16 protein-coding genes and 1 tRNA gene are annotated in these 19,883 nt (G+C 58.4%); 3 read left to right on the top strand and 14 right to left on the bottom strand.

From position 1 onward, the window contains the following. Window positions 1–125: 125 nt before the first annotated feature. From LXM90_RS31575 to LXM90_RS31555, 5 genes are all read right to left on the bottom strand, one after another. Window positions 126–1,565, bottom strand: a complete 1,440-nt coding sequence (locus LXM90_RS31575; protein ID WP_234083619.1) for an HlyD family type I secretion periplasmic adaptor subunit — start codon at window positions 1,563–1,565, stop codon at window positions 126–128. A gap of 1 nt (window position 1,566) precedes the next feature. Then, window positions 1,567–3,729, bottom strand: coding sequence for a type I secretion system permease/ATPase (locus LXM90_RS31570; RefSeq protein ID WP_326491914.1), 2,163 nt, complete (start codon window positions 3,727–3,729; stop codon window positions 1,567–1,569). A gap of 91 nt (window positions 3,730–3,820) precedes the next feature. Next, window positions 3,821–9,295, bottom strand: a complete 5,475-nt coding sequence (locus tag LXM90_RS31565; protein WP_234083616.1) for a beta strand repeat-containing protein — start codon at window positions 9,293–9,295, stop codon at window positions 3,821–3,823. Beyond that, window positions 9,259–9,597, bottom strand: a complete 339-nt coding sequence (locus LXM90_RS31560; protein ID WP_234083613.1) for a hypothetical protein — start codon at window positions 9,595–9,597, stop codon at window positions 9,259–9,261. The genes LXM90_RS31565 and LXM90_RS31560 overlap by 37 nt, the downstream gene beginning before the upstream one ends. A 1,531-nt stretch (window positions 9,598–11,128) precedes the next feature. Further along, window positions 11,129–11,893 carry an alpha/beta hydrolase family protein gene (locus LXM90_RS31555; RefSeq protein ID WP_234083610.1) on the bottom strand — a complete coding sequence of 255 codons (765 nt, stop codon included), beginning with the start codon at window positions 11,891–11,893 and terminating at the stop codon, window positions 11,129–11,131. Window positions 11,894–12,070: 177 nt separating this feature from the next. Here LXM90_RS31555 and LXM90_RS31550 point away from each other — a divergent pair, with 177 nt between their 5' ends. Beyond that, the gene (locus tag LXM90_RS31550; RefSeq protein WP_234083607.1) at window positions 12,071–13,060 is read left to right on the top strand and encodes a phosphatase PAP2 family protein; all 990 of its coding nucleotides are present in this window, start codon (window positions 12,071–12,073) and stop codon (window positions 13,058–13,060) included. Window positions 13,061–13,582: 522 nt separating this feature from the next. Here the strand turns inward: LXM90_RS31550 and LXM90_RS31545 are convergent. Then, window positions 13,583–14,482, bottom strand: a complete 900-nt coding sequence (locus tag LXM90_RS31545) for a phosphatase PAP2 family protein (protein WP_234083605.1) — start codon at window positions 14,480–14,482, stop codon at window positions 13,583–13,585. A 405-nt stretch (window positions 14,483–14,887) separates the two neighbouring features. Between LXM90_RS31545 and LXM90_RS31540 the strand changes: the two genes are divergently transcribed. Further along, on the top strand, window positions 14,888–15,469 hold the full coding sequence (locus LXM90_RS31540) for a recombinase family protein (protein WP_234083603.1): 582 nt from the start codon (window positions 14,888–14,890) through the stop codon (window positions 15,467–15,469). Between the two features lie 4 nt (window positions 15,470–15,473). Then, on the top strand, window positions 15,474–15,899 hold the full coding sequence (locus LXM90_RS31535) for a hypothetical protein (protein ID WP_234083600.1): 426 nt from the start codon (window positions 15,474–15,476) through the stop codon (window positions 15,897–15,899). A gap of 9 nt (window positions 15,900–15,908) precedes the next feature. On the opposite strand, the gene LXM90_RS31530 is transcribed toward LXM90_RS31535, so the two are convergent. From LXM90_RS31530 to LXM90_RS31495, 8 genes are all read right to left on the bottom strand, one after another. Further along, the gene (locus tag LXM90_RS31530) at window positions 15,909–16,313 is read right to left on the bottom strand and encodes a MucR family transcriptional regulator (RefSeq protein WP_234083597.1); all 405 of its coding nucleotides are present in this window, start codon (window positions 16,311–16,313) and stop codon (window positions 15,909–15,911) included. Between the two features lie 279 nt (window positions 16,314–16,592). Then, on the bottom strand, window positions 16,593–16,832 hold the full coding sequence (locus LXM90_RS31525) for a hypothetical protein (protein WP_012316959.1): 240 nt from the start codon (window positions 16,830–16,832) through the stop codon (window positions 16,593–16,595). 17 nt (window positions 16,833–16,849) lie between these two features. Continuing rightward, window positions 16,850–16,925, bottom strand: a tRNA-Ile gene (locus LXM90_RS31520). A gap of 68 nt (window positions 16,926–16,993) precedes the next feature. After that, complete coding sequence (locus LXM90_RS31515) at window positions 16,994–17,266, bottom strand: hypothetical protein (protein ID WP_234083719.1); 273 nt, start codon at window positions 17,264–17,266, stop codon at window positions 16,994–16,996. Then, window positions 17,263–17,778, bottom strand: a complete 516-nt coding sequence (locus LXM90_RS31510; RefSeq protein ID WP_234083716.1) for a hypothetical protein — start codon at window positions 17,776–17,778, stop codon at window positions 17,263–17,265. Before LXM90_RS31510 ends, LXM90_RS31515 begins: the two co-directional genes overlap by 4 nt. A 263-nt stretch (window positions 17,779–18,041) precedes the next feature. Then, a complete protein-coding gene (locus LXM90_RS31505) occupies window positions 18,042–18,524 on the bottom strand; it encodes a hypothetical protein (protein ID WP_234083712.1) in 483 nt (160 codons plus the stop codon). Window positions 18,525–18,652: 128 nt separating this feature from the next. Beyond that, a complete protein-coding gene (locus tag LXM90_RS31500; protein WP_234083709.1) occupies window positions 18,653–19,114 on the bottom strand; it encodes a hypothetical protein in 462 nt (153 codons plus the stop codon). A gap of 67 nt (window positions 19,115–19,181) precedes the next feature. Further along, window positions 19,182–19,757: a recombinase family protein gene (locus tag LXM90_RS31495; protein WP_234083706.1), complete on the bottom strand. Its 576-nt coding sequence runs from the start codon at window positions 19,755–19,757 to the stop codon at window positions 19,182–19,184. Window positions 19,758–19,883: the final 126 nt, after the last annotated feature.

Below are 19,883 nucleotides of genomic sequence, written 5' to 3'. Positions count from 1 at the left end.
TTTCGACATAAACATGCCTATAGGGATGTTGCCGAACTGGCCACAAAGAATTATTTAGCAATTCATCCCTCACGCTTTACGTTGTGATTGACCGATTAAAACCGAGCGATTAATCCAAGTTTCGATCAGCGTTCGCGCATCGCTTCGGATCTAACTTCGACGAGCGGTGAAAATATATACTCGATGATGCGCCGTCTGCCGGTTTTTAGTTCCACCGTGACAGTCATGCCGGGCGAAAGGGGCACGATCGCGCCATCTGCGGCGACCGATAGCTTCTCCGGATGTACGATCAATGGAAATACGAGGTTCTGCGTCCTCTGCGCACCACCGAGGAAATTGCTGGATTTTCCGTTCTTGACTTCACCGTTCTCAATCTGTTGAGCATCTGGCTCGGGAATTGCGTCGGTGGCAATTCGTACAACGCGCGCTGGGACTGTGCCGTAGCGCGTAAAGGGCAGAGAGTCGACTTTGATGAAGGCTTCCTGCCCGACGTGCGCGAACCCGATATCCCGGTTCTGAAGATACGCTTCAATTTCCAACGTTGATCCATCAGGTACAACCCGCATCAGATCTTCGCCGACGCTGGCCACTTGCCCGACTGTCGTGACGGTCGAGCCTTGTATCACCCCCGCTATCGGGCTCCTGATGGTCATGTGCTCAGTGTGCGCCTTCGCCTTGATCAGACGCTGCCGGTAGTCGTCGGCTTGGCGGTCAACCTCAGCCAAGCGCTGAAGATTGTCGGCCAGGAATGCATCGCGACTCTTGGCCATATCTCGATCGATCACAGTCAGACCGGCCTCCGCTTCCGCCTTCTCGCCGATTTCTGTGGCCAGTGTGGCTTGCTGGGTCAGAAGTGTTTCGGTTGCATCGATTAGGCTGGCTTTGGTTCCGGAGAGCTTCTCCATAAGTGTGGTTCGCATATTTACGCGTTCTGTAATGGTAGAGATCAGATTTTTCTGGGCAAGAATGGTATTTTTTAGCCGGTCTATCTCAGATAATTTCTGTTGTTTCTGCGCTTTTAGGCTATCCATATTTGAAGAAAGCTGTGCGAGATCTCCAGATAAGACGCTCATCTCTCTCAAGCGCACGGCCAGCGGGACGTTTTCAGCCCAAGCCAGGATCGGCAGTTCAAGGTCGTTGTTCCGCACCGTATCGATGGCGGCTCTGCGCCGGATCGCCTCCGCTTCGAAGGCGATCAGGTTGGCGGCAAGGGACGCCTGTTCCGCGGCAGCTTCCGTCGCGTCGAGTTCGATCAGGACGTCGCCGGTCGCGACGTGCTGTCCATTCTCTGCGTGGATCACCTGAACCCGGCCGGTCTCCAGGGGCTGGATGACCTTCACCCGCCCCGTCGGCTGAACCTTTCCCTGCGCGACAGCAACGATGTCGATGTAGCCGAAGTAGCTCCATGCCAGCGCGACTACGACCAAGGCACAAATCAGACTCATCAACGCCATCCGGACGGGGGAAGGCGGCGTCTCCAGGATCTCCAGAGCAGCGGGTAGGAACTCCTGATCGCGACGAAGCGGCCGCTCACGCAGCGGCAGTTTGAGCACGGTCGCATTCATCTCACGAGGCCTTCGCTTGATCGAACTGCATGGCCCAGAGGCGAGCGTAGAGCCCGTTGGGCCGATGTACGAGCTGATCGTGGCTGCCGATCTCGATGATCTGCCCGTCCGCCATGCTGACGATGCGATTGCAGGGGCGCACGGTCGCCAGACGATGCGCGATGATGATCACGGTCCGGCCTTTGACAATCTGGCGCATATTGGCCTGGATCACGCGCTCGCTCTCGTAATCCAGCGCGCTCGTCGCTTCGTCGAAGATCAGGATCGGCGGGTTCGTCGCCAGGGCGCGGGCTATGGCGATGCGTTGGCGTTGGCCGCCCGACAGGTTCGCGCCCCGCTCCTCGATCAATGTGTCGTAGCCTTGGGGCAGCCGATTGATGAACTCGTCGGCTCCGGAGAGCCTGGCGACGTTCATGACCGCGGCTCGCGGCATGGCTGGATTTGCGAACGCGATGTTGTCGTGGATCGTGCGATTGAACAGGAGGTTTTCCTGCAGGACCACGCCGACATTGGTGCGCAACCAAGCCGGGTCGACCTGCGCAACGTCGACGCCATCGACCAGGACCTGCCCTTCCTGAGGGAGGTAGAGGCGTTGGACGAGCTTGGTAAGCGTCGACTTGCCCGATCCAGATGGACCAACGATCCCGACCACTTCGCCCCGCCGGATCGACAGGGAGACCCGCTTCAGAACCTGCGGCGAGCTGGGTCGGTACGCGAAGGAGACGTTTCTCAGCTCGATGTCGCCCCGCGGCGGCGGGAGCGCCGCGCTTGTCTGCGGTAGGCGCTCCGCTGGCGTGTTAAGGATATCGCCCAGACGCTCGACCGAGACCTGGACCTGCTGAAAGTCCTGCCACAACTGAGACAGCCGCAGGATGGGTTGCGCGACCTGCGAAGCGATCATGTTGAAGGCCACGAGTTCACCGATGGTGAGCTCGCCGTCGATGGCGGCTTTCGCGCCGAACAGCATTATCGCGGCCGTGGTCAGCTTGCTGACGTACTGGATGGCGTTCTGACCGCCCGCGGCCAGGACCGTCATGTCGAATGCGGTCCGGACATAGGCTGCTAGCCGCTCTTCCCATTGATGGCGCATCATCGGCTCGACCGCGCTGGCTTTGACGGTCTGGATGCCAACGACGGCCTCGACGAGAAATTGTTGGCTCTCGGCGCTCCGGTTAAATTTTTGCCTGACTTGCTCGCGCAACGGCGGCCGGACGAGAGCGCTGATCGCCAGATAGATCGGAATGGATAGCAGAACGATCAGCGTCAATTTCCATGAGTAGGCGAACAATACGGCTATGAAGATGACCGTGAATACGAGATCGATGCCCGAGAAAAGGGCTTGGCCGGTTAGGAACGAACGGATCGTTTCAAGTTCCCGGATCCTCGCCACGGTTTGCCCGGCGGGTCGTGTCTCAAAATAACTGAGCGGTAAGTTCAAGAGGTGATGGAACAGCCGCTTGCCGAGTTCGACGTCGATGCGGTTCGTGGTGTGCGATAGAGCGTAGGTGCGCAGGTATTGCAATGCGACGTCGAACAGCCCGACGATGGCCAAGCCTGCCACAATGACCAAGAGCGTGGAGTAGCCTTTGTGGACCAGGACCTTGTCGATGATTACCTGGAAGAACAGGGGTGTGACGAGGGCGAAGACCTGTACGAATAATGAAGCGAGCAGAACGTGGGCGATCGGCTGGCGATAGCGCCAGAGCGATGGGAGGAACCACTGAAATCCGAAGGTCTTCGGATCGACACCTTCACCACGGAAGCGGCGCTGGACCAAGATGAGTTCGGATCCGCATGCCCCGACAAGCTCCTCTATGGGAAGGTCGCGGACGATCCGCGTGACCGGATCGACGAGCCTGTATGTACCAGCCGGCGTGCGGCCGCTGTAGACGGTGTAGCTGCTGTCATTCAATTGTAGGATCGCCGGCACCGGCACAGTGCGCAGGCGCTTACGATCGACGGATACCAGCCGAGTCTTGAGACCTGTCAAACGGGCAGCTTGCAGGATTTGTCGGCTGGACGCACGTTGTCCGTTGATGGCAAGTTCGCGGCGGAGATGGTCCGGATCGGCCGCGATGCGATAGTAGCCGGCAATGGCACAGAGCGCCTGCAAGCCGGTGTCTGCCATAACTAACACAGCCGACTGCGATGTGATCGTATCCATTGCCCTACCGAATGCGCGCAGTTTGGTCGGCGTGTACTCACATCGGTCAAGCTGGGAGATCATCGATCTCCCAGCTTGCCGCTGCTCATACTCAAACGATACGGAAATCGCTCTTGGTGAGCGATGAAAGGTCCGTGTTTTTCATAATGACTTTGTCCGTGGCCGACTCTGTGATCACCACATCAGAACCGACCTGCGAGGCTGCTGCCAGAGCAGAGGATGCGTCCGCGAAGATCGTGTGATCAAATTGCAACAAATCGTGTCCGGTGCCGGACGGCTTGAAGTCGGTGATTGTGTCTTGTCCGGACGCGGGGCCAAAGATGAACAGATTTGATCCACCCCCTCCGGTTAGGGTGTCATTCCCTCCGCCGGCAATAAGAACATCATCGCCGGCACCTCCGATTAGCGTTGTTGCGTTCGCTGTTCCGGTCAACGTGAGTGACACATGCGACGTGATAGCCGATTGATCCCACGTAGTTCCGTCCGCGAATTGGATTGCGCTGACACCGTGTTGAGAGTCTTGGAGCTGGTTTGTGAAAGTCAGTACGGCACCCGTCGATCGATTGGTGACAATTAGATCTTCATTATTGGATCCGCCACGGGTTAGAATTACATCTGCGGCGTTCAAGCCAGAGAGGACGGCTTTAGCGTCGTTGCTATAATTGCTGGACTCGATTGTGAAGGTTTGATTTCCATCGGTGGCTGCCCACTCAACGGTAAGCCGATCGTCATGAAAGGCGTTGACCGTATAGTTACCCGGTCCGAGATCGTAGACTAGGTTGGAGCTGTCGTGGGTGTCGTAGGCATTGCTCGCTGCGCCTGCTGCACCCGTCACCGTGCTGTTTGATGAAGAAGTCGAACCTGTGATCGAGCCGCTCGCGGAGGAGGTCGAACCTGTGGTCGAGTCGCTCGCGGAGGAGGTCGAACCTGTGGTCGAGCCGCTCGCGGAGGAGGTCGAACCCGTGGTCGAGCCGCTCGCGGAGGAGGTCGAACCTGTGGTCGAGCCGCTTGCGGAGGAGGTCGAGCCCGTGGTCGAGTTGCTCGCGGAGGAGGTCAAACCTGTGGTCGAGTTGCTCGCGGACGTGGAATGCGTCTGTGCACTACTTGATGCAGGGACGGTGCCTCCGGCAGCGATAGCTGTTTGGATCTGTTCGCGGTTGATAGTGGTACCGTCGGCAAACGTGATGCGATTTATGCCATATTGTGTGCTATTCGCCCAAAATTGCCACCTAGATCGAACTGTATCGCCGGTTTTGGTTATCGTGATGAGCAGAGAGTCGCCATCCTGAGTAAGAACAACCTCGTTCGGATTTGTGTCAGATAATACCAGCGTGTCGTCTCTAGTGTATCCAGATCCCGGGTTGTCGATTACATCGTGCCCGTCGCCCTTTGCGAAGCGAATTACGTCGGCACCATTTCCGCTTAGGAAGATCGATTTGTCTCCTTTTCCTAGCTGAATAGTCGCTCCATCGTCCGGCATGGTGACGCTGTCGTTCCCGTCGGCACCATGCAGCCAAGCGTTCGAGAGAATGCTCGCTTGGTCCCATTTGGTGCCGTCGGCGAACACGATCGACTGGATGCCGTCGTGGTTGGTCGAGTTGAACTCACCCGGCACCGTGATGGTCCGGCCGGTGGCCGTGACCGTCATCAGCAGATCGCTGCCGGAGCGGGTGAAGGCGACGTCCGAGGGCTTGAGGTCGGTGAGCTGCAGGGTGTTGGCCACCGTGTTCCAGCTGTGGACGTGGGCATCGATCTCCAGGTTGCCGTCGCCGGAGCCGTACACGAACGTGGTGTTGCCGGTGTTGTCCTGATCGCCGGCCACGAGCACGTCGTTGCCGGGCCCGGCCACCAGGGTAGCGGGGCCATCCTGGGAGGTGACGGTGACGTCGCCGGCCCCGGCCCGGTAGGCGGCCTGAGCCTGGATCTGATCGCGGGTCAGCGTGGTGCCGTCGGCGAACACGATCGACTGGATGCCGTCGTGGTTGGTCGAGTTGAACTCACCCGGCACCGTGATGGTCCGGCCGGTGGCCGTGACCGTCATCAGCAGATCGCTGCCGGAGCGGGTGAAGGCGACGTCCGAGGGCTTGAGGTCGGTGAGCTGCAGGGTGTTGGCCACCGTGTTCCAGCTGTGGACGTGGGCATCGATCTCCAGGTTGCCGTCGCCGGAGCCGTACACGAACGTGGTGTTGCCGGTGTTGTCCTGATCGCCGGCCACGAGCACGTCGTTGCCGGGCCCGGCCACCAGGGTAGCGGGGCCGTCCTGGGAGGTGACGGTGACGTCGCCGGCCCCGGCCCGGTAGGCGGCCTGAGCCTGGATCTGGTCGCGGGTCAGCGTGGTGCCGTCGGCGAACACGATCGACTGGATGCCGTCGTGGTTGGTCGAGTTGAACTCACCCGGCACCGTGATGGTCCGGCCGGTGGCCGTGACCGTCATCAGCAGATCGCTGCCGGAGCGGGTGAAGGCGACGTCCGAGGGCTTGAGGTCGGTGAGCTGCAGGGTGTTGGCCACCGTGTTCCAGCTGTGGACGTGGGCATCGATCTCCAGGTTGCCGTCGCCGGAGCCGTACACGAACGTGGTGTTGCCGGTGTTGTCCTGATCGCCGGCCACGAGCACGTCGTTGCCGGGCCCGGCCACCAGGGTAGCGGGGCCATCCTGGGAGGTGACGGTGACGTCGCCGGCCCCGGCCCGGTAGGCGGCCTGAGCCTGGATCTGATCGCGGGTCAGCGTGGTGCCGTCGGCGAACACGATCGACTGGATGCCGTCGTGGTTGGTCGAGTTGAACTCACCCGGCACCGTGATGGTCCGGCCGGTGGCCGTGACCGTCATCAGCAGATCGCTGCCGGAGCGGGTGAAGGCGACGTCCGAGGGCTTGAGGTCGGTGAGCTGCAGGGTGTTGGCCACCGTGTTCCAGCTGTGGACGTGGGCATCGATCTCCAGGTTGCCGTCGCCGGAGCCGTACACGAACGTGGTGTTGCCGGTGTTGTCCTGATCGCCGGCCACGAGCACGTCGTTGCCGGGCCCGGCCACCAGGGTAGCGGGGCCATCCTGGGAGGTGACGGTGACGTCGCCGGCCCCGGCCCGGTAGGCGGCCTGAGCCTGGATCTGATCGCGGGTCAGCGTGGTGCCGTCGGCGAACACGATCGACTGGATGCCGTCGTGGTTGGTCGAGTTGAACTCACCCGGCACCGTGATGGTCCGGCCGGTGGCCGTGACCGTCATCAGCAGATCGCTGCCGGAGCGGGTGAAGGCGACGTCCGAGGGCTTGAGGTCGGTGAGCTGCAGGGTGTTGGCCACCGTGTTCCAGCTGTGGACGTGGGCATCGATCTCCAGGTTGCCGTCGCCGGAGCCGTACACGAACGTGGTGTTGCCGGTGTTGTCCTGATCGCCGGCCACGAGCACGTCGTTGCCGGGCCCGGCCACCAGGGTAGCGGGGCCATCCTGGGAGGTGACGGTGACGTCGCCGGCCCCGGCCCGGTAGGCGGCCTGAGCCTGGATCTGATCGCGGGTCAGCGTGGTGCCGTCGGCGAACACGATCGACTGGATGCCGTCGTGGTTGGTCGAGTTGAACTCACCCGGCACCGTGATGGTCCGGCCGGTGGCCGTGACCGTCAGCAGGAGGTCATTGCCGGAGCGAGAGATGGAGACATCTGATGGCTTGAGGTCAATCAGCTGCAGGGTGTTGGCCACCGTGTTCCAGCTGTATACGTGGGCGTCGATCTCCAGGTTGCCGTCGTGAGAGCTATAAAGGACTGTCCCTGACGTCTCGTTTGAATCCATTGAACCAATATTTATCTGATCATTGCCTTTTCCCACAAGTATGTAGGAATTTGCGTCAGCAGCTGCTGTGGCTGTATCCGAGTCACCTACGAGCACAACCTGAAATCCAAGCGTTCCAAGTGCCCGGGAAATACCTGCAATACCTGCCTTGCTGGTCACATTATTTTTTACAAGCAAACCAGCTGTTGTCTGTAGAACAGATAATACGTCGCTTGTTTGTAATAACCCGTCGCTGAAACTTATACCGAACGAATCGCCGCGGCCAAAGTAGCCCTTAAGCAGAACAGACTTATTTGTGGATCTGTCGATTATATTCAAATCATCGGACCCGATTTGCCTTTGTAAATAAACATCCTGTTTCTTTACGTTTTGCATTACAAGGTATCTACCGTCACCCCCATCGGAAATGACGATGTTTCCATGGGTGGGGCTTATAACATATGTCCCATTGCCACCGCTCATAATATTTGAATCATTAGAACCAAGTATAACAGTGGAATTTGCAGAAACATTGATGTCACCTGAATTGTCGCGTTCATCAATTGCAGAGCTAGAACCTAAACTGATCAGTGCTTGCTGCTGTACCCAATCCGCAACCCCGAGGTGGGTTAGCTCTTGCAATGTGGCCGCAATTAGCGCCTGAGATGATCCGTCAAAAAGATCAAGTCTAAGACTTCCTAGAGCGTCAAAGGCGGAAGCAAAATAAGATGTCGATGAAGATTGATCAGATGGAGCAAGAGATACAATTTTTGCTACTAACGCCGAAAAATCAACAGAAATCTTATCGGAATGGGGGTCAAAACCTATCATATTAAAAGCTGAGATCGGATTTACATATGCTTCATTTGAGGATTGGGCTGAATTGGATTGATTGCCCGCAACCTGACTGATAAATCTTGCCTTAAGCTCGCTTATAATATCTTGATACAGAGCTTCCCACTGCGGCCCATTGTGCCAGTTCGGGTCGGCTTGATAAGCAGTTTGTGTATTCTGATCAATTCCATAAAATGCATACACCACTGCTAAATGTCGAGCATCGACGTATGCGCCTCGACTCGATGGGTCTATGTTAGATACACCCGCCCAATCTTGGATTATATTCTCAAATGCTTTGTCAAAGTTTTGGTCCGCCGTTGACTGAGCGGAAATAACTAATGCTGAGACTTTTGACTCAAGATCATGGTCGAGTGTCATTGCAACCTGCAAATCGGCAACTCGTCCATAGCCATCTAGTTCTGGTAAATTTATCGCAGACGGATCAACATTGAAGCCATCTGGCGCATTGAAAGCGGTCACAACCGAACTTGAGAGAAAATTCACCTCAGCAATGGCCTGGGGTTGTGTTTGGCCATCGATTTGAAAAGATCCTACTTCTACAACATCGTTGCCAGAAATAACATGCCCAGTTTGCTGCCCTGATGTGTCGATTGAGGTGATCCCCAAATCTTTAAGCGAAAATAATTCTCCTGGATCTAGTGCGCCATTCTGATTTGCGTCGACCCAAACACGTAAATTTGCAAATTCTGGATCGGCAGAGGTGATTTTTCCATCACCATTGTTATCTAGTTTAGCTAAATCAGAGAAACCATCGCCGCTGACAGCACCAAGTAAATTTTGTGATGTAATAGATTTCAGAGAGGTTCCGTCTGGCTGAAGAACAAGAAGACCTTCGCCCGATGCAATCCATCCAGTTTGATTGCTAAATCCAGACCCAGAATAATCAAAATAGGCACTGGAGCCATCAACCGAAGTTAAGTTGATTCCTTTTCCTGCGAGATCAAGAACCAAGGGATCGTGTGGACTGACTGGAGGCTTCTTGAATGGTGGGGTACTGCCGCGATGGCCGGTGCCAGAGCTACCGGGGCCAGGACCGGGGCCAGGACCGGGGCCAGGACCGGGGCCAGGACCGGGGCCAGGGCCAGGACCGGGGCCAGGACCGGGGCCAGGGCCGGGGCCAGGGCCGGGGCCAGGACCGGGGCCAGGACCGGGGCCAGGACCGGGGCCAGGACCGGGGCCAGGACCGGGGCCAGGACCGGGGCCAGGACCGGGGCCAGGACCGGGGCCAGTATTATTGCCGGGTCCTGGGCCATTGGTGGGAGTTGTTGGATCAGTATTTGAGTCTTGATTGTTGGTATCTTGTGACGGGTAGCTGAACGCCGACATCGGCGGGTTGCCGTTGATTATGAACTGCGCATCCGGATCTGAATCATAATTATCAGCTGCCCACTTTAACGTATCTGCGAGTGCTGAAGCGGCATTTTCAACAACTTGAGGAGTGATGGTGTAGGTAACGCTTCCTACATTTGTTCCCAATCCTAGAGATACTCCTCCTTCTACACCTATCACTTCCCCATTTCCGTTAAATATTACGTTTGTTACTGCGCCGGATGACACGCCGGCGCTGTAACCATTCAGAGCAAAATCTGATACAGATGTCCCGGGCCTTCCAACAATAGCTTGGATAGTGAAATTGCCAAATATCGGAACCCCGTCGATTATAGATGCGCCACCACCTAGTCCACCTCCAAGCGAAATAAATGGTGTAGTTGTTGTTCCATCGGTAATATAGCCTAATTCGATCGATCCCGTAATACCAAGTCCTGCGGACACGGTTATTGATCCACCAGAAACTTGAGACATTTAACGCTCCCCCTTGTTTATCTCGACCGTACGCCCAAAACTTCTTACAAAATCGCACAAATTAACGAAGATTATTATGATTTGCCGCTTCCAACCAATCGATAACATTTAAACACTGTGGTATCAATAAAAAACGATCGTTAGAGTTGCGTGATTGGGCAACAGGTTAACAGGTATCAGTAGAAATCTACTAGCTGCCTATGGCGAGCTCACAAAATCGTGATTAATCGCTTCTTCGGCGCTGGATGTAGCTTTAGTTTCGGGTCATTGACTTCTGCATTCTCCCTTTAGTATCATTGTTATTCGGCACTATACGATGGCCTACAGGCAATATTAGATTGTAAGAATAATGTGTGTACGTGGGTCTGCTTATCCATTCATTCAGTTTTTCGTCGTTGGGGCGATCATTCTAACATTTCTCGTCCGCTACAATGTTGGTCTTTCAAAGAATTTGAGAGAAGATCTGAAAAGATATAAGTACTATACAAATATTGAGGCGGGGAGATTGTTAGATTTAAGAAATCCTATTGAATACGTACTGAGGGAAAATGAAGAACTTCGACAGAGCGATCAGATAAATCTTATAAAAAAATATAGGAGCAAGGCTAAAATTTCTCTTGCTGTGACAATATTTTCTATACTGTCAAATCAAGGCATAATATATGCCATAAGCTGTTGAGCTTGCTAAATTTATGTAAGTTATTCACAAAATTTGTTAATTTGTTCATACAACGAGAAAATAATACTTATTTCATAAAGAAACTGTTAGGTGATCGTCTGCACAAGCTAGAATATGCATTACCAGCGGAAACTTTATCCTTGATACTTTTACTGGACGCCAATTTATTTACTGCGTCAATGTTCATCCCACATTATTGCGCCAAAGCGGCCCTACTGGCTGTCAAAGCCAGGAACTGGATGCCTCATGTTCGAAAATCAGTGATTTTCCCGATATACTCAGACCATAGGCACGTAGGGGTTCTATCGGGCAACCGTCAGCGCGCGATGGAGGAAGCCGATCAGGCAGTGATGATAGGCATTCTCGCCATCGCCCATCGGGACGTGGTCCTGATCGGGCAGGAGGTGAACCTCCGGCGTGCGGCCGTGCTGCCACAGACGCGCCGCCAAGCGCCGGGTCATGTCAGCCGACCACATCGTGTCGTTCGCCCCGTGCGTGAGGAGCAGCGGCCCGGCGTAGCGCTCAATCTCGATCGGCGTCGTCGGCAACAATGCGTCGGATACGCCCTTCCACGTCCAGGCACGCAGTGCTGGATCCCAGGCCTGCCAACCGGGATCTCCGCTATCGCGCCAGTTCGCTCCGATGAATGCGCCACAGATGACGTCCGAGGGAGCATGGACAGCGACGGCATCCGGCAGACCCAGAACCTCGTCCCGCGCCATCAGAGAGGTAACGAGCAGGGCGTGCTCCGCGCCTCGGGATACGCCGTAGAGACCTACCTTGCCGGAGATCGGCAGGGCATGAAGGGCCGCGAGGGCTTCAGCTGTTTGGTCGAGCGGTACGTCCAGGATGTTGCCCGCATTCCAGGCGTTGCCCCCCAGCGAGTAGCCGAACGGGACAGCCAGGAACCCATGCGCAGCCAGGATAGCGGCGTTCAGATAGCTGTAGCCAGACCAAGCGCCTTCGGAGCCGTGAAGCACCATGACGGTGGGGAATGGCCCCTCTCCGGGTGGGCTGTAGGCCTGCCCCAGGCCGGGGAGCGAGCGGCTGATGATCCTGAGCGTCACCTGCCAAGTCTGCCGCAAAATGAAAAGCAGAGCATTCCCACTCATCCCCTCCGAGGTCGCCTACGGGGGCTACTTCCCGATCCACTCGGTCGCCCTCAGCACGACGGTAAGCCAGCGTTGGTTTGAGGCGATCTTAACCTGCGACCATCCCTATGCCTCTCATAGCGACCTCTAAGAATGGTAGGCGTCGAAGTGGAGCACACGAGGGCGATCCGCGTTGTTTCGCTTTCACCGTTTACGGCAGCGCTCTGTCTTGCAGGGGCTTGGTTGGTCGAAGGCCTGTCCCTCCATTTTGAATTCAAGACACAGGCCACGGATCCCAGCGCCGTTCTTATGCTGATCGCCTTGTGCATCGCATTGCGCTTCCCACCAATGCTTCGAAAAAGGCCGTGGCTGACGCTGCCATTCGACCTCTTCGCCGTTATTTTTATAATACTGGATTTTACGCTGATATTACCGTGGCAGGCTCAAGCTTTTGCGCTGCCACTTGTCGACGGCGCGGTTCGCGCTTTTGACTTATCACTCGGCTTCAATCACGTTACGTGGATGGTTTGGCTCAACCAACACCCCAGCATTACGGCAGCTTTTCGTTTTATCTATAACAGCATGATACCGCAGGCAGTTTTGATCATCAGCCTGTGTTTGGCGACGGGACGCATTCGGCATCTCGATCGTTACCTTTGCGCGTTCGCGCTTGCAATTATTTTGACATCGGCAATCAGCATCTTGATGCCGACACATGGCATCGTCGCTGATCTCGATCCAACTCTGCGGACTACACCCGCTTGGCCGTTTGCCGCGACGGATGTAGCGACCTACGATGCTCTACGATCAGGAACACTTCGTGATCTGATTGGGGTTCCGAAGCTGGGCATTGTTTCTTTCCCAAGTTTCCACGCAGCATCGGCTGTCTTGGCGGCATGGGCATTCTGGACTTGGCCGCCCACGCGCTATCCTGCTGCGGCGTTGAACGTGATTGTATCTATCGCCACGGTAGGGTGCGGCGGCCATTACATCGCTGATGTGCTAGTGGGCATCCTAGTCGCTGTCTGCTCGATCATTCTAGCAGTTCGTGGCTCGGACCTCGGCTACATTTTCCTGGACCGGGCAGCGCGACTGTTCCGCAAAGTTGCACTGGGAAGCAGTGGAACGCCAGAGACCGCATGAGCTATCAGGAGCAGCTGCGAGAGAGGCGGCTCTGTGCAGGAAGACTATGTGAAGGCAGCGAGGTGCGAGTCAGCTAGGATTGTGAAAGGGTGACAGTAGCCGCTGGCAGAGGCCGGGCAAACCAGCCATCCACGCCAAGCCGTACTCGATGGCAAACGACGCGAAGATTGCGCACTCTCTTAACCATCTAGCAGTAAAATGTTCCTGCCTATTTTCCGATGAGCAAAATGGATGCTTCCGGCATTATTCGCCGCAACTCTCCAGCGTCATTTTCGCCCTTCAGAGTTCGAAGCAAAGTGGGATGGTATCGATGGGTAGCCCCAACAGGTCGTCAGAGCGGCAAAGCGGTCGGATCGGGGTGATTGAGTATGCGTTCATTGCTATCGTAGTCGTGTTTGCAGCAATCGCATCACTTAAGATTTTTTGACACAAACCAATCATCGAATTGGGACTAATTCAATTTAAGTTGTCAAAATATGACAACAATGTCCCACAATGACAATCGTTGATTGTTCTGCGGGATTAGGCGCTTCCGATCGGCGGTGCTTGCAAGCCAAGTGGCCCTGAAATTTCGGCAAGATGCCGTGGGGGTGATCGAGTAGCTGTTGCTAGTCGAGATATCCAAATTGCGACAGTACCTGCTACAACACCTGCTAAAATGTCCACAAAATAGTGGCCGCCATTTATCGGCGTTCCTGCGATTAGAAGTACATTGATAGCAACTCCAATCCATCTCCATTTGGGTAATACCCAAAATGAATAACCAAAGATCACGCCTAGCGCTGTATGGAAGCTCGGAAAAGTAATAACTCCATCCATCTGCTCTAGGGTAATATTAGTAAGAGAGCCATCGCGAAGAGATTTGATTGTCGCGACGAACGGAGCGTCTACGAGCTGCGTAAATGCATCGTCAGATCCGATATGGATGAACATTGCGATAGCCGGCATTAGGCCGGATGCAGCGATGGCGATCAGGCCGGCGATGGCATAAGAAAGCACAAATTCTTCCGCTCTCTTCAGATTGCCGCTTAAGCCAAGAACTCCAACCGCGACGAAAGTTTGGATTATCACGCTTTGGTAAGCGGCGCGGCAAATTGTTGTCAGAATGGGATGGGACTGCATAAAATTTAGATAGGCGAACCAATTGAGCCCTAGTGTTTGATCCCATAAAAGAAAAGTTTGATCCCATGTCGGTCGGTCGGTCGCTGCGACAGCATAGGATAGCAACGTAGCCATCGCGGAAAAGGCGATAAGCTTTGCAATCAGACTAAGTGTTATCGATAAATTTTCATCGGGGCGCTTGACTTGATAAAAATAAGCCAGTGATTGCATTAATGCGCAAACAATTGCCAGCTTGGCGGCACTGAAACAATCAAAACTAAGGCCAGCGATTTTCATAGAGACAGCGGTGATCGCGGCCATGACAGAGATCGCTAACCAGTGGATCATTGCAGCTGGCATGGCCGGTCCCAGGAATGGAGATCGCTCCGATCTCGATCCGTAGGATTGAACACGAGGTTAAGCGATTGCTGGGACGCGACGTTTGAATGAAGTGCACGTGCCGCTTGGGTGCGCATCGGTGGCAGCCCATCCCGACCAGTTGTTCAAAGGCACACTTCCTCATCAGGTGAGAGTCGCTCCGATCCGCATCCGGCTCGATGGGTAGCCGTGCATTAGACGCGTGGCTCGACTATGTCGGATATCTGATCGTATTTCCGACAATGAACGGGACCCGCCCGCGAGCGGCCTGAAACGGCTCCGTTTTTGTCGGAGAAACGTGTCGGCTTTTCTATTGCCGGAGAAACGTAGCTGTAGCACTGTCCCGACATGTTCGTCGGTTATGCCCGCGTCTCCACCCAGGATCAGAACCTCGACCTCCAGCGCGACGCGTTGACGAAGGCCGGCTGCGAGCGCCTTTTCGAGGAGAAGAAGTCCGGCAAGGCTGGCACCAAGCGCCCCGCCTTCGAGGCGGCGCTGGCCTTCCTGCGTCCCGAGGACGTGCTCGTGGTCTGGAAGCTCGATCGCCTCGGCCGCTCGCTGGTCGAGATGATGCGCACCATCGATGGCCTGCGCGTCAAGGAGATCCACTTCCGCTCGCTCACTGAGCAGTTCGACAGCGCCACCGCCCACGGCCGCTTCGCTCTGCAGATGCACGGCGCCATGGCCGAGTACTTCCTCGACCTCAATCGCGAGCGGACCATGGAGGGCCTGAAGGCCGCGCTCGCTCGTGGCCGCAAGGGCGGCAGGCCGAAGAAGCTCAAGGAGGCCGACCTCGAAGCGGCCCGGGCGATGCTGGCCGCCGGCACGATCAGTGTCGCCGAGATCGCCAAGCGGCTCGGCGTCAACCGCGACACCTTCTACAGCTACTTCCCCCGCGCCCGCGCCAATGCGCGCTCGGACAAGGGGTGAGCCGATGCCGATCCGGCGCGAACACCGCTTCTTTTACCCGATCGACTGGCCCCAGCTCTCGGCGCTGATCCGGTTCGAGCGGGCAAGAGGGTGCTGCGAGGGCTGCGGCCGACCGCATGGGCGCATGGTCTATCACCTCGGCGATGGCCGCTGGTGGGATGCTGACGTCGGTCGGTGGCGCGACGGGCGAGGACGCCGGATCCGGCTCGTGTCAGGAGTCGACATCCTCGGGCACGCCCGCCGCACCCGTGTCGTCCTCGCCGCGGCCCACCGGGATCATGACACCGCGAACAACACCGGTGCCAACCTCGCGGCCTTCTGCCAGCGCTGCCATATGATCCACGATCGGCCAGAGCATCGCAGGCGACGCTGGCGGACGCTGTTCCGACGGAAGGCACTCGGGGACCTGTTCGGTGGCCCCTATGCCTGAGAGCGTCAGCTACGCTCGCGATGCCCCCGTCTTTCGAGTACCGGGATGGTAGCCGTTGCGGAGCTGCAGGCTCATGGCGATGGCCGAACGCCGCTCGGAGTATCCAGGGGCGACCATCGGGTAGTCGCGTGGAAGGCCCCACTTCGCCCGGTATGTCTCCGGGGTCAGCCCACAGGCGGTCAGGTGCCGCTTGAGCGTCTTGTAACGCTTGCCATCCTCGAAGCTGATCAGCGCCTCGTGCGTGATGGAGGCGCGGATCTGGGCTGGCGTCGTCTTGCTCGCCGCCGGAGCGGCGGGTGTATCGGAGTTCGTGAGGCCGATGAGAGCATCGGCGGCACTCGCGATCAGCGTAGCCAAGTCTGAGACCGGCACGTTGTTGCGCCTTACGTAGGCACTCACGAGATGGGCGGTCATCCGCCCATAATCCGCGGCTGAGACCGTATCGGGAATCCTGTTTTGGTCCATGGTGCCCCCACCAGTAGTAGAATACCCCGGGTGGTAACACGATCTGGTCGTGCGCAATCTTAATGTTTGGAGATTGTATACAAGCGTTGCAGGCAGGACACAAATTTCTATTTTGGATAGTTTGAGCGCTTGTTCCGTCTATCAAAAGTAGAGGCCTGTTGACTTGTCCTCGGATGCGCCGGGGGAGCCTGTCAGTCGAACCCTTCAAGATGGGCTGTCGTTGAAAAATCAGACGCCGCCCTCGATCTGCGCGCCGCCAAGCCAAGCGAGTGTGTCGTCCAGCGTGTCGAACCGGTGTGCTTCCTGCGTGAACGGGGCCGGCAGAGGTGGGGCGGCCTCCAACAGCTCAGCGTACCATCCCCGGACGTCGCCGCCTTTGGAGAGGCTGCGCACCACACTGCCGACGACGTCCCCATCGAGGAGCAGGTCGTAGCTGCCGGCGGCCAAGCGCTGGAGGGTGTAGGGCATCGCAGTTCCGGCAGAGATGGTGGGCCCGGCAGGACTCGAACCTGCAACCAGACCGTTATGAGCGGTCGGCTCTAACCGTTGAGCTACAGGCCCCTGGCCTCACATAGCCGGCAGGTCTCCAGCGTCACAACCCGCACCCTCCAAGCCGAGCGACGACGCGATCAGTGCTGCGGATCCGAGCTTCGGCTGGTGAAGATCGCCAGACCGTGCTCCGCAACGAGCGCCCGAAACGCTCGGACGGCTTCCTGATCCGTGGCGAACTCCACGGACCACCGCGTGCAACCACCCCCGATGTGCACGACCTCCATCCGCCAGGGATCCTGCGAGCCGGCACGGCGGTAGATCTCCAGGTCGATCGTCTCGCCGTCGTGGCTCACGGAGCCGCACAGCGTGGAGTGCTCGAAGTCCTCATCCTCGCTCGGCGACACGCTCATTCCTCCTCGGCCGGCGTGTGCTCGACACCGTCTGGATCCCCACCGTCAGAGGTGTCGGCCACGGGCTCGGCAACCGAAGCGACACCTCGGTAGAAGTCGCCGTGCCGCTCGACCTCGCCGCTCGTCGTCATCATGCTGAGGTACGTGGCCAGGGTGTTGGGTGCCACGTCATGCAGTCGGTCGCTGATCTGAGCGTGGGACAGCCCCTGCAGCCCGGCCTCCTCCAGGAGTGCCTTCAACCGGCCCTTGGCCGAGTTCGCACGAGGGCCGCGGGGCCCGCGTCCCGCACCCCGCCCGCCGCGAGCTTGATCGCCGCTAGCCGAGGCACGGCGACGGGGCTGCTCGTCGGGGAGGTCCACCAAGGGCGTCCCTTCGACGATGGAGGCCAGGGACCGCTCGGCCAGGCGTAGCTTCGTCAACTCCGCCCCGACTCGCTCGAAATCGGCTTCGAGGGCTGCACGCTGCCGCCTCACATCGGCCAGGGCGTTTGCGAGTGTGCTGTCCTGTGACATCCGAACCGCGTCTCTCCATGATGGCATTGCAAGAAGTCGCGCGCCGCGCGCCGATCCGGACGAGCCATCGTCTCTGACCGTCGAGCTTCGCGCCCGCGGGTACGGCCCATACGCCACCGCCCCGTCGCGTACGAGCACCGAGCCGCAGCTCGACCCTGGGATCGAGATCTCATCCCCAGCCGCCCCAAGCTGGAGGCGGCACGGCCACCTGCGCCCGGGTCGAGGTGCCTGGTCTCAAGGAGCCTTCAGATCCGAGGGGCGGCTCAGCGGTACAGCCCCTCCGCTCGCAGGCCATCGAGCAACACGCCGGCCTGCTCGTGGGCGACGGCTTCGCTTCCATGCTCGCGGAAGCCGTGCTCGAACATCGGCAGCAGCATCCGCGTCGCCTGATCCATCGCCGAGCCCTCCCACAGGACCAGGACCTCACGGTCGGTCAGGTCCTTGAGGAAACACCACAGCATCAGCATGAGGCTGAGCGCGGGACGCTCATGCCAGTCGGCGGTCATCAGCCGCTTGATCCGTTCGAGCCGGCGCATGAGCGCCTGCCGCTTGGACGGGATCAGATCGGCAAACGGCTCCAGGCACGCGATCCGCAGCTTCTCGCACAGCGCCGCGATATCCGCCTCTGCCCTCGCGGCCAGAGTCGGATCGGCCGGGACGAAGGCGCCCGGCGCACTCGCGATGGCGTAGACGAGGTAGGCGGGGATCGCGAGCTCGATCCGCTGACGGTCGGTCAAAGCGGGCATCAGGGCGGGCCCCGGCTGGAAGGCTGCTCGTGATAGGTGCTCTGCCTCGGCCTCACAACCGATCGATGAGGATGCCGGCGAAGCCGCCGCGACGAGGTTGTTCGGGATCTGGGCTCGATCCGCAGCCGTCAGACTCCAGCGTCTGCGAACAAGTCGAGTTGGCCCGCAGGGATGCGCATCCGACGGCTGGAGGTCCGGTGGAGGCTCCCCGGCATAGGAAGAGCCGGCAGAGCAAAGCCGGGCTTGCCGTAGAGCACGGCACCGACGATCCGGGAGCCATCGGCATGGCTGAACACGTTCGTGGTGTGAGGCCCGGCCCGCAGGATCTCCTGCACCAGTGGCTCGTCCACGCTCATGTTCGACAGGGCCGTGAGCAGACAGGCGAGGCCCGCCACCTGGATGCCGAACGACTGGAACTCGACGACCCGCTGCTGCCAGACCTGGCGCACGGCTCCAGCGCTGGTGTTCGGGAACGGGTTCGGCGCCGGCTGTGTCGCCGCATCGGCCGCGAACGCCGCGATCACCCGCCGATCGACGATGTGGTCGGACGCAAGCACGGCGGCGGCAAGCTGGTGCTGACTGATCGGCATGGCGCTCGGCAGAGGCATCGGTTCTGATCGGCTTCCGGCCGGTTCCCTCATCGTCGGCTAGCAACGGTCAGCGTGACGGGGCGGCGTCCACCGGTCGTGGCTTGCCGACGGCTCTGTGAACGCTGCCCTTGCCGATGCCAAGGCGCGCGGCGATCACCGCCATGCTGAGCCCCTCCGCCGCCAGGGCCTCGATCTCGGCCTGCCGCGCCCGCACCGTCGGCTTGCGGCCCTTGTAGCGGCCAGCCGCTTTCGCCTTGGCGATGCCCTCCCGTTGGCGCTCCAGCATGATCTCGCGCTCGAACTGCGCGACGCCGCCCAGGACGTTGAGCATCAGGCGCCCAGTCGGGGTGGCGCTATCGACGCCGAGGTTCAGGATCCGCAGGGCGACACCCTTGGCTTCGAGCGCGGTGATGATGGTGCCGAGGTGGGTGACTGAACGGGCGAGGCGATCGAGCTTGGTGACGACGAGGGCGTCGCCCTCGCGGCAAAAATCGATGGCGGCCTCGAGCTGGGTGCGGCGCCCCACGGAGGAGACCTGCTCGCGGAACAGCTTCCTGCAACCGAGCGCAGTGAGATCACGGACCTGGGCGTCGAGGCCGGCCTCCTGTTCGAGGGTCGAGGTACGCGCGTAACCGACGAGCATGAGGCGAAGCGGGCTCTTGTTCCAATAGGTTCCCAAACATTAGCGCGATCCCGTTCCAAAAATCAAGATGATTGCTATTGGAATGCTGAGGCAGAGCGTGACCGTTCCAGCAGCTCCCGTTCCATT

Origin of the sequence: Methylobacterium oryzae, from assembly GCF_021398735.1 — a bacterium.
In the GTDB taxonomy this organism is placed as follows: Bacteria; Pseudomonadota; Alphaproteobacteria; order Rhizobiales; family Beijerinckiaceae; genus Methylobacterium.
This window is presented reverse-complemented; position numbering and strand designations above follow the sequence as displayed.